Here is a 13838-nt window from a genome sequence, read left to right as displayed (position 1 = left end):
TCCATGAACATCCAACAGAATGAAGTATGGAAATTGTTATATCCAAGGGTTCCCGCTAACCTATCCAGGAATTATCGCAACGGTTTATTCAATCCGTCAAAGGATAAATTCTTTGCGACCACCTTTGTTAGTGAGTTTCCTGATACTGATGATCTGAGCTTTTTAATATCTCAGTTTGATAGCTACTCCATCGTCAGCAGACCAACGAGACCTGCAGAACAGGCGAGATGGGAGCTATTACCACCAGGGACGGGTTTACAACCCTCTGCATGTAAAGCTTACAGTGTTAGCTTTTATGGAGCCTTTTATGAAGGCGAATGGTTTATTATACGATCATTGACATTCTTTGAAACCGCGGACGAAGAGATGGCAACAAATACAGTTTTCCCCCGTGATGTTTTTAATCAATCTGTTTATTTGCCTTACGAGGAACTTCATTCCCGTTATAACAGTACTGACATGTTGGAATTTATAACGGCACCATTCCTTGTCTCCATTGTTAAACAACGTAGAAAAGAAAAAATAAACCAGGCTTTCAGACAGTACCTGGAAATTGCTGTGCTCCAGCGACTGGCGGAGAAACTAAGGATAAATTACCCCGACAAATATGATAGCATGACCGGCATGTTTGGATCCGAACATTTCTCCAGTATATTCCCGTTGCACAAACGTTTCGTATTGCTTGTAACCGGAGCCAAAGGTCTGTCAGAAAAAGGCTATACCATCAAATATCTACTCTATATACCGGACGCCGGAAACATCTATGAATGGGACTATTTCCCTCCCGGTGCTGACTTTCATTATGCGGATTCTGTCATAAACCAGCTTAAGACTGTTACCTATTGGGATGCCGCTGACTATCTTCATTCCTCCTGCACCTTGGACGATGATCACTTTTGGGAACAATGCGTTTTCAAACAGGAAAATGGGGAATATAAATACCTGCGGGAATTGACATTTAATGGAGAGTCCCTTTCATCGAAACTGTGATGTATCAGATGTCCCATTCTTTGAATTTCACAATTATTCATTTGATCACAGCAACTGATAAAACAACGTGAGGTCATAGCTTTGTGGCATCCAAACCAAATACGGTATATCATATGCAAACTCCAGCAATCAAAGTCGGCGTAGAAGACGAAAAACAATTAATCCTGCTTACACTGAATGACTATCTCGAAGGGCGTCCGGTAAAAAACATGGAAAGGCTCCGGGCGGCATTTCACCCCGATGCGCACATCAGGACCATCATGGAAGGAAAGCTGATGCAGTGGACACTGCCGCAATACCTGGACCTCGTAGCTCAGGCCACACTACAGAAATGCCAGCCCCAACTCCTCTCCTATAACTGGGATGGAGATACCGGGGCAGCCCAGGTACAGTTGACCTTTGATACCTTTCGGTTCATTGACCGGTTTAACCTGATAAGGCTGGAAGGGAAATGGCAGATCGTAGATAAGGTCTCTTATCGGGAAGAGTTAAAATGAACATCCATGAATTAGAAAGTTATCAATCTGCGGCAATACCCGTCAGGATGTGTAAAGGGGCTTTAGACAGCGCATCGAAAGGCTTTTTACACATCCTCCTAAAATCTTCCATTCTCGTTTTTCCGTTCATGTAAGAAAAGAAAAATCCAAAGGATTTGCGAACTGGCCCGGCATAATCCCACTGCGAGCAGGCGTGTACTCAGTCTGCAGTTAAAAGAATTGGAAGAGCACGGTGTTGTCAAAAAAATAATTTACCCGGAACTACCGCCCAAAGTAGAATATTTTCTGACCGGGCTGGGTGAATCACTGCTGCCGATTGTTGACCTGATGGAAAAATGGGGAGATAACCTGCTGACGAAAGGGTTGCAACATACGGGAGACAAGGTATAATACTAGAACAATATTGACTTAATTACATACTATTTTTGCATAGCAACAATGGTTATCTGCCGCCATGGCGTATCTCCCAAAATCCTTCCGCTTCCGTTCCTAAAAAAAATATTTTCATCCTTGCCTATTTGTAAGTAGAAACACTATATTTGTTTATGTTCATACATATGAACGATTGTTGGATAGCAAGGAAAAAAGAAATAGCTGCAATCAAAATCAGTGTAGCGTAGCTATGTCCGGTACAGGGCATACTGCGCTCTTATCACATAGGAAGATATACGTCATTCAGATCAGGAAGTGAACAATCATATATACCTAACCAGATTATGTTCCAACGTTATGTAAAGGCTGCTGCCTGTATCCTCACCCTTTTTATGGCCTGCAATAACCAGGATGCGCAGGACCAGTCATCTGAAAAGATGCCTGATATGGTGGACTATAATTTTCATGTCCGCCCGATCCTGTCCGACAAATGTTTTGCCTGTCACGGCCCGGATGCCAACAAACGCGAAGCAGGTCTACGCCTCGACATCGCCGACAGCGCCTATAAAGCGCTGAAAGACGCTCCCGGCGCGCATGCGCTGGTACCCGGCAATCCCATGGCTTCGGCAGTATACCAACGCATCAGCACCTCCGATACATCCATGCGCATGCCGCCGCCATCCAGTAACATGGCGCTCAGCAGTTTTGAAGTAAAACTGATTGAGAAATGGATTAAACAGGGCGCCAAATACAAACCACACTGGGCTTTCGTTCCACCGGTATCTCCTGCGTTACCACGGGTAACCGACCAACAATGGACACGTAATGAAATCGACTTTTTCACACAGGCACAGATGGCCGAAAAAGGGCTGTCCCCCAACCCAATGGCAGATCATGAACGGCTGCTAAAACGGCTCAGCCTGGACCTCACCGGCCTTCCTCCCACCCTGGAGCGAATGGAACGTTTTGCGAAAGACACCAGCGACAAAGGCTACGAACAAATGGTGGATGAACTGCTGCAGGACAAGGCATACGGAGAGAAAATGGCCGTTCACTGGATGGACGTAGCCCGCTATGCGGACTCACACGGCTATCAGGACGATAACTACCGCAGTATGTGGCCCTGGCGCGACTGGGTGATACATGCATTTAACAGTAACCTCTCCTATAAGGATTTTGTGACCTGGCAACTCGCCGGTGACATGATCCCCAATGCCACCCGTGAACAACTACTGGCATCAGGCTTTAACCGAAACCATAAAATCACGGAAGAAGGAGGGGTAATTGATGAAGAATACCGTATTGAATATGTAACCGACCGCACCAATACCTTCGGTAAAAGCCTGTTGGGCATCACCATAGAATGCGCGCACTGTCATGACCATAAATACGATCCCTTTTCACAGAAGGAATATTACCAACTCTTTGCTTTCTTCAACAATGTAAAAGAGGTAGGCCTGGAATCAACGGTAGGCGGACCTGAAACCTACGCCAAAAAACCTTATATGGAGATCTCCAAAGAAGATCTTCAGGGCGTACTGCACTTCCTCAACAAACAGGACACTGCCAGACTGATTGTATCTGTGATGGGAGATAACGATACGGCCAGGAAAACATATGTACTGGGCCGTGGCAACTACGACAACCCTACCATTGAAGTAACACCGGCTACGCCAACGGCTATACTACCTTTCAATACCACCAGCTATCCGGGTAACAGGCTGGGCCTCGCCAACTGGTTGTTCAATCCCAAAAATCCACTCACCGCACGTGTTTTTGTGAACCAGGTATGGCAGGAATTTTTTGGCAGAGGCATCGTAAAAAGCACGGGCGATTTCGGCATGCAGGGTGATCTTCCCAGCAACCCGGCGCTGCTCGACTGGCTGGCAACAGATTTTTCACAACACGGATGGAATATTAAAAGACTGGTAAAACAACTGGTCATGTCCGCCACTTACCGCCAATCTGCTGTGATCACACCGGAGAAAATGAAGACCGATCCGGAGAACATATACCTTTCAAGAGGACCACGTTTTCGCCTGCCCGCAGAAACGGTACGCGACCTGGTGCTGCAAAGCAGCGGACTGCTGGTGCCTGAAATCGGAGGCCCCAGTGTAAAACCCTATCAGCCCAAAGGCCTGTGGGAAATGGCTACATCCGGCCGGGGACAACTTTCCACCTACCGGCAGGACCATGGCCCCAGTCTCTATCGCCGTGGACTTTACACCTTCATCAAAAGAACGGTGCCACCACCTTCCATGATGATCTTCGATGCCAGCAACCGCGATCAATGTGAAGTAAAACGCGCTGCCACCAACACTCCCCTGCAGGCGCTCATGATGCTCAATGACCCTACCGTACTGGAAGCGTCCAGGGTATTGGCTTCCCACCTGCTGCAACAGGGAGGCGGCGTACAACAGCATATACAACAGGCATTTCGCCTGATCGTATGCCGCACGCCGCAGGTAAAAGAAACGACTACCCTGCTCCAATATTATGAACAACAACAAGCGTATTATAAAAAGCAACCGGCCAATGCCGCTAAACTGCTGCACCATGGAGAATACCCGATGGCAACCAACCTGGACCAGGCTTCCTGGGCGGCCATGATGCAAGTGATCACCACCATTTATAACCTGGAAGAAACATTGTCCAAAACGTAAACCGGCGATTCACCATCATTCTTTCCAAAAAAATTAACAAGATGAAAAATGAATTCCTGGAGCATCACCTGAATATGAACCGTCGGAAGTTCCTGTCACGGCTCAGTTTAGGCATCGGTAGCGTAGCCCTCGGCTCTTTGCTGATACCCGATCTTTTCGGGAAAAGCGGAACCCATGAAGCACCCTTCATTCCCGGCATGCCACACTTCGCTCCCAAGGCCAAAAGGATCATCTACCTGTTTCAGAACGGCGCCCCTTCACAACTGGAGAGCTTCGACTATAAACCTAAGCTGCGCGACATGATGGGCCAGGAGCTACCACCCTCCATACGCATGGGACAGAGACTCACCGGCATGACCGCAGGCCAGTCTTCGTTTCCGCTGGTAGGTTCCCATTTTGATTTCAAACAATATGGAGCGGCCCGGGCATGGGTGAGTGATCTCTTTCCGCATACCGCACAGATAGTGGATGATATTTGCATCGTACGGTCGATGTTTACCGAAGCGATCAACCACGACCCGGCACTCACTTTTTTCCAGACAGGAGCGCAACAGGGAAACCGCGCCAGCTTTGGCTCCTGGATGAGTTATGGCCTGGGCAGCGAAAATAAAAACCTGCCCGCCTTCTGTGTATTACTGTCACGCGGTAAAGGCAACGGCCAGGGCGTGTACTCCAAATTGTGGTCCAACGGCTTCCTGGATAGTATCCATCAGGGAGTACAGTTCAGCAGCGGCGATAACCCGGTACTGTACCTCAATAATCCTGAAGGTATTGATATGGCTAACCGGCGCCAGATGCTGGACCAGCTGGCCGCCTTGAATGATCAGTCTTACAAAGACTTTGGCGATCCGGAAATCAGTACCAAAATCCAGCAATACGAGATGGCGTACCGTATGCAAACAGCCGTACCGGAACTAACCGATCTTTCCAAAGAATCAGACGACATCATCAAATTGTATGGGCCGGAATGCCTTGTCCCCGGCACCTTTGCCGCCAACTGCCTCCTGGCCCGGAAACTCTCCGAAAGTGGTGTACGCTTCGTGCAACTCTATCACCAGGGATGGGACCAGCATGGCAACCTGCCCAATGAAATGGCCGGACAGGCAAAGGATGTAGACCGCGCTTCTGCAGCGCTGATCACCGACCTCAAACAACGCGGCCTGCTCGACGAAACACTGGTGATATGGGGCGGTGAATTTGGCAGAACGAATTATTGCCAGGGTAAAATGACGGCAGACAATTATGGCCGCGATCATCACCCCCGCTGTTTTTCTATCTGGATGGCCGGCGGTGGCGTAAAACCAGGCATCGTTTACGGCGAAACCGACGAGTTCGGGTACAACATCGTAAAAGATCCTGTGCATGTACATGATTTCCACGCCACCGTATTACACCTTATGGGGCTGGACCACGAAAAACTCACCTTCAAACACCAGGGCCGCCGCTACCGGCTCACCGACGTTGCCGGAAAAGTAATACCCGGGCTCATGGCCTGATAAAAAAATATTCATGGAGAGAAGAAAATTCATACAAGCATCCGCGTTAGTTACCGCGTCTTTTTACATTTCACGCGATCTCTTTGCCCGCCCTAAAGGCCCTGTATACGGTCACCAGGGTATGCGATATACCCTCGACACCCGTTGGGGTACCCTCGACAGCAGCAGGCATCCCGTGAAAGACTGCCACGAAATGATACAGGACAAAAAAGGCCGCATTATCCTGCTTACCAATGAAACGAAGAATAATGTCCTCATCTATAATAAATCCGGTAAACTACTGGAATACTGGGGACATGAGTTTCCAGGTGCGCATGGTCTCACACTGGCCAATGAAAATGGTACCGAATACCTGTTCATCACCGATACAGAAAAACACCAGGTCTATAAAACCACGATGGATGGTAAAATCCTGATGACGATCGATTATCCTGCGGAAACCGGTTTCTACAAAAAGAAAGAAGCATTTGTACCTACCGAAACCACTATCGCGGATAACGGCGATATTTATATTGCAGATGGTTATGGCGCGCAGTATATCCTGCAGTACGATCATCAGGGCAAGCTGCTGCGCACTTTTGGCGGTCGCGGTGAAGGCGATGCGCACCTGGACAATGCACACGGCATCTGTATTGATCGCCGCCAGGGCGCCCCTTCTTTGTTGGTGACCGACCGTACCCGTAATTGTTTCAAGCGTTTCACCATGGATGGTCAGTTGCTGGAAGTAATATCTTTGCCCGGCGCCTGCGTATGCCGCCCGGTCATCAAAGGTGATCATCTCTATGCAGCCGTATTACGCTCCCCTGATATGAATCTTAGTGGTAGCGGCTTCGTTACCATCCTGGATAAAAACAACAAGGTAGTATCCAATATTGGCGGTACCGCTCCGGTGTATAACGGTCAACAGTTGCAGCCCATGCAACAGGCGGAGAAAATCTTCGTTCATCCGCATGATGTATGTGTAGATAATGACGAAAATCTGTATGTAGCACAATGGGCTGCCGGTAAAGTGTACCCATATAAACTCAGGAGGGTATAATGAAGTGGAACCGTGTTGGCTGGCAGGATGCCGGCAACCAGCTGTTATTTGCTGTTAATATTTTTGCATTGGTTTTATTCGTGGCCGGCAGCAGGATCGTAGCACCGGCCTGGTTGCAGGTGCTGGGTCGTATGCATCCGCTGGTGCTGCATTTCCCTATTGTATTGCTTATCCTGGGCGGCTTGCTGCTGTTTGTACAACTGCGCGAGCCGGAAGCTAACCGCTGGAAAACACAATTCACCTCCGTACTCCTGCTCGTAGCAGCGCTCAGTACAGCCATCACCGTTATCATGGGGCTGGTGCTGGCCCGGGAAGAAGGTTATGCCGATGGTAACATACAATGGCATAAATGGGGCGGAATGGCCGTATTATGGGCCGCATCCGCCTTGTACTGGCTGCGTGCCTTCCCTAAACCATGGCTACCCAAAACAGGATCGATCATAGCGGTAACTTTGCTGCTGGTGACCGGTCATTGGGGAGCCGGCATTACACATGGCAACAACTTCGTGCTGGCGCCGGTTACCCCGCACCCTACAGCCGTTCCCCTGGAGAAAGCCCTCGTGTATGAACATCTGGTGAAACCTGTGCTGGAAGAGAAATGTATGAGCTGCCACAATGCATCGAAAGCAAAAGGCGGCCTGTCAATGGAATTGCCTCAGCAATTGCTTGCCGGTGGTAAAGGCGGTAAGTTATTCATTCCCGGTAATCCGGCTATGAGTTTAGTGATGGAAAGATTACACCTTCCTGCGGAAGATAAGAAACATATGCCTCCCACAGGCAAACCTCAGCTGACTGAAGAAGAAGTGTCCCTGCTTTATTACTGGATCAAAGGAGGCGCAGATTTTAAAACACCTGTAGTAAACTTACCTGCGGGCGACAGCCTTCGGCTTATTGCCGCTTCCCGTCTGCAACCCGCGGTTTCCAAAGAGCCCCGTTATGATTTTTCTCCCGCAGATGATAAACTGGTCAGACAGCTGAACAACAACTACCGCGTCGTATACCCGGTAGCGTTACACGCCGCTCCGCTGGTGGCGAACTGGTACAACAAAGACAAATTCAACATTACATCTGTTAGTGAACTGTTGCCGCTAAAGGGGCAACTGATAGAAATGCATTTACAGAAGATGCCGGTCCAGGATGCAGACATGGAGATACTGGCCCAGTTCAAACAATTGCGCGTGCTCAACCTGAGCTTTACCAATATCACCGGACAAACATTGGCGACACTCACTAAATTACCACACCTGCAAAGCCTTTCTTTATCCGGCACACCGGTCACGCTGCAACAGCTTACCAGCCTGAAATCAGCGCCAGCCTTACAAGAACTGTATGTCTGGAATACCGGCCTCTCCCCGGCAGATGTTCAGCAGGTACAAAAAACGCTCCGGCAGGTTACCATCGTACAAGGTTTCACCAACGAAAAGGGGGAACAACTAAAGCTGAATCAACCTACCATACTCAATACCACAGCCGTTTTCAGAAATAGTACCCAGCTGAAGCTGCAACATCCGGTGAAAGGAGTAGCCATCCGTTACACAATCGACGGTAGCGCTCCCGACAGCCTGCAATCACCGGTATTTAAAGACAGCCTTCTGATTACCGGCAATACAACGGTACGCGCTATCGCCTGCAAACAAGGATGGTATACCAGCGATCCAATACAGTTCCAGCTGCTCAAAACTACGTATACACCCGACAGTATCACACTGGTCAACCAGCCGGAAGGCTCCTATATTGCCAGCGGTGGCAGTACCCTTACAGACGGTCAAAAAGGTGGAACGGACCATAACAACGGTAAATGGCTCGGCTACACGAAAAATATCCTGGAAGCCGTTGTCCGTTTTCCCCAGCCGGTCCCGCTTCAGTCAGTAACGATAGGCACGCTGTGTAACGTTGGCGCATATATTTTTCTGCCACATCAGATTGAAATATGGGGCGGCTCCGATCCGCGGCATCTCAAGCTGCTGAAAAAGCTCAATCCCCCTACAGGTAAAAAAGACGATCCGGTTGCCGCGATGGATATCAATTGCGCCTTTCCGCTTACACAGGTATCGTACATGAAGATAACCATGACACCGGCCATCCTTCCTTCCTGGCATCCCGGCAAAGGAAAACATGCCTGGGTGTTTGCAGATGAGTTGCTGTTCAACTGACAATATCCGCAGTCATAATATAAAATATGCCTGCGCTCCTGGCGCAGGCATTCAACGTTTTTTGTTGCTATTATTTTCTATCTCCCCAGGGAAAGATTACCTATCTTAAACACTTCAGATAAATAACCCATACTATAACCCAAACTCCTTATCTGCTTCTTGCGCTGAAAATCCACCCCATGGCGCTATTCCATATAAAAGACAGGGGAGGCTGTACCAAAAAAAATGTTATGAAAAAGAAAAAGATCGATCTGAAGAAAAAACTCATGCTGAAAAAAGAAACCCTTACCACACTCACTCCAGGTGAGCAAGGGCTTTTAGTTGGCGGCCTGCTCGCAACCCGGTTGGCCTGCGAAACCAGACCCATTACCGGTAGCCCCGTATGCTATCAATGCCCCTGATCAAGGAAATACAACACCACCATCAAACCCACAAAATGAAAAAGAAAACACTGTCCTTAAGTAAAAAACTATTTCTGCAAAGAGGAATAGTAGCCACGCTCAACCAGCAAGGCCAGCATCAGGTAGTCGGAGGCGCTCCCGCAAAGACTTATGGATGCCACACCTGGCTACCCAATGCAGGCTGTTACACTGAAACAAATCAGTTTATTCTCTGCCTGTAGTGCGTTGTCGTAACGCAGTTAATTTTACCTGGGCCCCCTGCTGCGGAATGTGGCAGGTTGCCCTGTATATACCTACCGTTGCGCTTATAAATACTGTAACAATAAGACCTGCCCATAAAACTCTTTAGTACGCTATCTTTCATTGATTTTTTTTACCTTGCCCCTGACCCGTAAATCCTATACTCATGAAAAAGTACTGTACTATTGTTTTTATTATCCTGATACAGCTTATCCTCCCCCGTTATTCCCAGGCACAATCCAACTTCGGCTTTACTGTTGGAGGCGATCTGGATAAGTTTTACCCCGTCACTTTTTCCGACCCGAATTTCTGGGGACCTGACCGCGCGACAGAATTTGAAATTGGCCGTCAGATACATGACGACAGCCAATGGCGGGGAAGCCTTATTGCAAAATTCCGGTATCACACCAATGGCTGGGGAGCCGGCGCCCACTTTATAGATGTGGATATGAACCAGGGCTATAACGGCATAAATGACAACAAATTTATTGCTGCGTGGGAAGATATCACCTTTACCAATAACAGCAATTGCATTGTATTATGGCTACGCGGAGGGGGCACTACCTACCAGTTTCATTCGGCTTCAACTATAACCGTTACCAAATATGACGCTCCCAACCTGCTCCCCTACCAACCCGAAAATCATGCTCCCATCACCTATAAGACTGCTGTCGAGGACTTTGCTCAGACATACGCCAATATTACTGCCAGGAATTTCTATAACATGAGTGCAAACACTCATTTTTTCAACAGCGCCATCGCTATCAATACCAATGATGCAAAAGGTTATCGCCTGGCTGTTAACGGAGATGCGATCTTCACCAGAGCCAAAGTGAAATCCTTTGGCAACTGGCCGGATTATGTCTTCAAAGCAGATTATGAGCTACCGTCCCTGGAGAAGTTAGCACAAATCATCCGGGAATCTCAGCATCTTCCCGGCATCCCTTCTGCGGAAGAAATAAAAAAGGAAGGTCAGGACCTCGGAGAAATACAACGGCTGCAAATGCAGAAAATAGAAGAGCTTACGCTTTATATTCTCGAATTGAATAAAAAACTGGAGAATCAATCCAGGAGAATAGAACAGCTGGAGGCAGCGAAAAAATAGTTATCGAACGGGCGCTAAAATTCAGCGCCCGTTTCGTTTTTAGCTTACGTTGGGTATCATCTTTTGCTTCTTCCGCTACAATCTTCACATTTGTGTATTTATACCACTTTTTCATCTTGCTGTTCGCCCTTGGAAGGCAATTGTATAGAACTCAACCTGGATAGTCCTGTTTAATCGCTTGTAAATACATTTTTCTATGGGCTTCCAGCTTGGGTCTGGCTCTGTGTTAAAGCAGGTATTCATAATACTTCTGGTGATTGGGATAAGTTTTACCTGGTCACTTTTCAGGCGACGGGAAATTGTTAGTCCATTACTTTCCCCCATCGTTTCCAAAAATCTGATGAAGCTTTCTCTGGAGTATCTTTTTATCGGGAAGCTTGGTCTGATACTCAGCAATAAGGGTTGGTGACATGCACCGGCTCAATGTATATTCAACTACTTCCTTGTCTTTATCTTTACAAAGCAGGATGCCAATACTTGGGTTTTCATTATCATTTTTAACATCTCTATCCAATGCTTCCAGGTACAAACTGATTTGCCCTATATGTTCCGGCTTAAATCTATCTGCCTTTAGTTCTATTGCAACCAAACACTGCAAAGCTCTATGATAAAATAACAGATCAATGTAAAAATCATAGTTCCCGACCTGGACCTTATATTCCTCACCAACAAATAAAAAGTCTTTACCTAATTCAAGAATAAATTCCTTCATTTGCCTTGTTAAAGCTTTTTGCAGATCGTTTTCATTAAAGGATTCTTGAAGGTTCAAAAAATCAAATATATAACTATCTTTAAACGTGTTATTTATATTAGGATGAATTTCTCTCAGCACTGCTGAGAGTTTTGAATTACCGATTACCGTCCGTTCAAAAATGCTATTACATGTTGTGGTTAAAAATATACGATTAACAAATTCTAAATAGGAAGTGTAAGTATCCCTATTCCGGTAACAGCCGGCGGAGCAGAGGAAAAACATTTGATCCAGTTTACACTGAATGACTATCTCCAGGGTCGTCCGGTAAAAGACATCGATCGACTCCATGCAGCATGAAGACTTTGATTGTTTTTCCAGTATTGTAAAAAAGGCTGGCAACTGTCCGGCTAATCAACGTTACTATTCAGCTTTACAATTGACAGTTGGTTTTTTAGAGAACAAGCTTAATGGAGAAGATAATTTCCTGCCAGCTGTTGATGCACTGTTGAATAAATCGATAAAGAAAAAGTAAAATATTTCACAGTGCCTCTTTTTCGTTTTGCTGATCAACGATACATTTTTTCACCTGTTATTATTTTCCGGAATGCAAAGAAAGAATTGTCATCTCGCTAACATGATAGGTTATTAAAAATAATATTGAATCATCCAAAAATATTTTACTATCTTACTGATACTGGTAGCAACAAAAAGACAATAGGTACTGTAGTGAGACCGGTTTACTGTTGCATACATTTTCTCCATACTTCCTGTATTTTTTTCTTCACGGTAACCGCTATGTGGTTTACTGTAGCGAAGCGTTGTTTTATTCACGGCTACCTCTATTTACTTCTCTTTCTCTTATTGGTTATAGCTGATAGCCATCATACAAACTGATGCCATCAATTGCACAGTCACTTTAAGCCGTCACTTTACCTGGCGGACCAGGCAGACTGTTTTCGCATTTTCACTCAGTTTGAGGTCAGGCATTAATGCGCCGCATTAATGTAAGGGCCAATCTATTCTCTTTAAATGAATAAAACGAAGTAATCGACCCCTTACAATTTTTAATAACACTATTATGAAACTATTACAAAAAAGTCTACTGGAAAAATTCGTTCAGATCAGGGAAGAGGTAGCTGGTATCACAAACGCAGAGATGAAGAAAGAACAAATCATGGCGGCAGCATTGGATGTATGTGATAAATACGAAGGTATCCTTGCCTCCAATTATAAAGAGGTAATGGAATACCAGCTATCAATTTTCTCCTTTGACATTGATGCTCTGATAGCCGGTATGGCTGAAGAAGTACAGAGCTCATTTGATCTGGAAACGCTCCACAGGGAAACCACGGATGATTTTGACAGTAAATATGGTAGTCGCACCGGAGTTATCATCGAACAGATAGAACTGCCGGAACAGGTTTCTGAAGACAGGATAAAGTATGCTGCCAGGTTTCATCCCAGTCCTGTAAAAATAGTACAACAAGCACTGCAGGACCTGGTAAAATACCAGGTGCATTATCCGGAATGGACATTTATAGATATTGGTTCTGGTCTTGGCCGTAATCTCCTATTAGCCTCCCAGCAAGGCTTTAAGCGCATTATAGGAGTAGAAATATCGTCCTATTTATGCGAGCAGGCCTTGTCGAATATTGAAAAATATAACGCGATCGAAAAGACAAAATGTGAAGCCGAAATATTCAACGTGGATGTACTGGACTTTAAATTCCCTGCCGGTAATACCGTCATGTATTTTTGGGAACCTTTTACCGTTGCCGTTCAGAGCAAGTTTATCCAGGGCCTCGAAAAACACGTAGCAGCAACTCCATACCAGGTGGTACTGATATTCCTGGGAACCGTATTCCCGGGAATCATACAATCCGAATTTTTTAAACAGGCAGGTAAGTACCAATACCCTGGTGAAAAAAACAGGGATTTTGAGATTACTTATTTTCAAAAGGCATCCCGTTAGAGAAACATTTTGTTACTGTTATCGCACCGGAAATGGGAAAGAATTGATAACGTCCGATTTACTTTCAAAAAGCAGAAAAGCCGCATAAATCCCGTGATTTATGCGGCTTTAATTTTTCTTTGATATTCTGGTAGTGATCCCCATTTTTGTCATACAGGGCTACCATATCATTTGCGCACATAAAAAGAGGGTATATCAAAAGTAATTTTCAATGAG

At 46.3% G+C, this 13838-nt stretch carries 13 protein-coding genes; 12 read left to right on the top strand and 1 reads right to left on the bottom strand.

All coding sequences use genetic code 11. The features are described from left to right. Nucleotides 1-3 precede the first annotated feature (3 nt). From ICL07_RS28920 to ICL07_RS28875, 10 genes are all read left to right on the top strand, one after another. Complete coding sequence (locus ICL07_RS28920; protein WP_188091538.1) at nucleotides 4-990, top strand: hypothetical protein; 987 nt, start codon at nucleotides 4-6, stop codon at nucleotides 988-990. A 113-nt stretch (nucleotides 991-1103) separates the two neighbouring features. Then, complete coding sequence (locus ICL07_RS28915; protein WP_188091537.1) at nucleotides 1104-1487, top strand: nuclear transport factor 2 family protein; 384 nt, start codon at nucleotides 1104-1106, stop codon at nucleotides 1485-1487. Nucleotides 1488-1631: 144 nt separating this feature from the next. Further along, the gene (locus tag ICL07_RS28910; protein ID WP_188091641.1) at nucleotides 1632-1877 is read left to right on the top strand and encodes a winged helix-turn-helix transcriptional regulator; all 246 of its coding nucleotides are present in this window, start codon (nucleotides 1632-1634) and stop codon (nucleotides 1875-1877) included. Between the two features lie 326 nt (nucleotides 1878-2203). Continuing rightward, nucleotides 2204-4522 (top strand): PSD1 and planctomycete cytochrome C domain-containing protein, encoded by a 2319-nt coding sequence (locus ICL07_RS28905; RefSeq protein ID WP_188091536.1) that lies wholly within the window; start codon nucleotides 2204-2206, stop codon nucleotides 4520-4522. Nucleotides 4523-4563: 41 nt separating this feature from the next. Continuing rightward, complete coding sequence (locus ICL07_RS28900) at nucleotides 4564-6018, top strand: DUF1501 domain-containing protein (RefSeq protein WP_188091535.1); 1455 nt, start codon at nucleotides 4564-4566, stop codon at nucleotides 6016-6018. Nucleotides 6019-6031: 13 nt separating this feature from the next. Then, nucleotides 6032-7057 carry an NHL repeat-containing protein gene (locus ICL07_RS28895; RefSeq protein WP_188091534.1) on the top strand — a complete coding sequence of 342 codons (1026 nt, stop codon included), beginning with the start codon at nucleotides 6032-6034 and terminating at the stop codon, nucleotides 7055-7057. Continuing rightward, nucleotides 7057-9210: a chitobiase/beta-hexosaminidase C-terminal domain-containing protein gene (locus tag ICL07_RS28890; protein ID WP_188091533.1), complete on the top strand. Its 2154-nt coding sequence runs from the start codon at nucleotides 7057-7059 to the stop codon at nucleotides 9208-9210. The genes ICL07_RS28895 and ICL07_RS28890 overlap by 1 nt, the downstream gene beginning before the upstream one ends. Before the next feature lie 230 nt (nucleotides 9211-9440). Next, nucleotides 9441-9611: a class I lanthipeptide gene (locus ICL07_RS28885; RefSeq protein WP_188091532.1), complete on the top strand. Its 171-nt coding sequence runs from the start codon at nucleotides 9441-9443 to the stop codon at nucleotides 9609-9611. A gap of 35 nt (nucleotides 9612-9646) precedes the next feature. Next, nucleotides 9647-9832, top strand: a complete 186-nt coding sequence (locus ICL07_RS28880; protein WP_188091531.1) for a class I lanthipeptide — start codon at nucleotides 9647-9649, stop codon at nucleotides 9830-9832. A gap of 185 nt (nucleotides 9833-10017) precedes the next feature. Next, nucleotides 10018-10956 (top strand): TMF family protein, encoded by a 939-nt coding sequence (locus ICL07_RS28875; RefSeq protein WP_188091530.1) that lies wholly within the window; start codon nucleotides 10018-10020, stop codon nucleotides 10954-10956. Nucleotides 10957-11266: 310 nt separating this feature from the next. Here ICL07_RS28875 and ICL07_RS28870 read toward each other — a convergent pair whose 3' ends face one another. Next, entirely contained in the window at nucleotides 11267-11788 is a 522-nt protein-coding gene (locus tag ICL07_RS28870; protein ID WP_343071131.1) for a PDDEXK nuclease domain-containing protein, read from the bottom strand. A gap of 208 nt (nucleotides 11789-11996) precedes the next feature. Between ICL07_RS28870 and ICL07_RS28865 the strand changes: the two genes are divergently transcribed. Continuing rightward, entirely contained in the window at nucleotides 11997-12182 is a 186-nt protein-coding gene (locus ICL07_RS28865; protein WP_188091528.1) for a hypothetical protein, read from the top strand. Nucleotides 12183-12728: 546 nt separating this feature from the next. Continuing rightward, the gene (locus ICL07_RS28860) at nucleotides 12729-13622 is read left to right on the top strand and encodes a class I SAM-dependent methyltransferase (RefSeq protein ID WP_188091527.1); all 894 of its coding nucleotides are present in this window, start codon (nucleotides 12729-12731) and stop codon (nucleotides 13620-13622) included. The last annotated feature ends 216 nt before the right edge of the window (nucleotides 13623-13838 follow it).

The sequence above is a fragment of the Chitinophaga qingshengii genome (assembly GCF_014529935.1).
In the GTDB taxonomy this organism is placed as follows: domain Bacteria; phylum Bacteroidota; class Bacteroidia; order Chitinophagales; family Chitinophagaceae; genus Chitinophaga; species Chitinophaga qingshengii.
The sequence above is the reverse complement of the archived record's forward strand: the minus strand, read 5'-3'. Positions and strand labels throughout refer to the sequence as shown.

What these genes read in the sequence shown, in the direction of transcription:
- ICL07_RS28890 (WP_188091533.1), top strand. Translation starts at nt 7,057, where the DNA reads ATGAAGTGGAACCGTGTTGGCTGGCAGGATGCCGGCAACCAGCTGTTA.
- ICL07_RS28915 (WP_188091537.1), top strand. Translation starts at nt 1,104, where the DNA reads ATGCAAACTCCAGCAATCAAAGTCGGCGTAGAAGACGAAAAACAATTA.
- ICL07_RS28880 (WP_188091531.1), top strand. Translation starts at nt 9,647, where the DNA reads ATGAAAAAGAAAACACTGTCCTTAAGTAAAAAACTATTTCTGCAAAGA.
- ICL07_RS28900 (WP_188091535.1), top strand. Translation starts at nt 4,564, where the DNA reads ATGAAAAATGAATTCCTGGAGCATCACCTGAATATGAACCGTCGGAAG.
- ICL07_RS28920 (WP_188091538.1), top strand. Translation starts at nt 4, where the DNA reads ATGAACATCCAACAGAATGAAGTATGGAAATTGTTATATCCAAGGGTT.
- ICL07_RS28895 (WP_188091534.1), top strand. Translation starts at nt 6,032, where the DNA reads ATGGAGAGAAGAAAATTCATACAAGCATCCGCGTTAGTTACCGCGTCT.
- ICL07_RS28905 (WP_188091536.1), top strand. Translation starts at nt 2,204, where the DNA reads ATGTTCCAACGTTATGTAAAGGCTGCTGCCTGTATCCTCACCCTTTTT.
- ICL07_RS28875 (WP_188091530.1), top strand. Translation starts at nt 10,018, where the DNA reads ATGAAAAAGTACTGTACTATTGTTTTTATTATCCTGATACAGCTTATC.
- ICL07_RS28865 (WP_188091528.1), top strand. Translation starts at nt 11,997, where the DNA reads ATGCAGCATGAAGACTTTGATTGTTTTTCCAGTATTGTAAAAAAGGCT.
- ICL07_RS28885 (WP_188091532.1), top strand. Translation starts at nt 9,441, where the DNA reads ATGAAAAAGAAAAAGATCGATCTGAAGAAAAAACTCATGCTGAAAAAA.
- ICL07_RS28860 (WP_188091527.1), top strand. Translation starts at nt 12,729, where the DNA reads ATGAAACTATTACAAAAAAGTCTACTGGAAAAATTCGTTCAGATCAGG.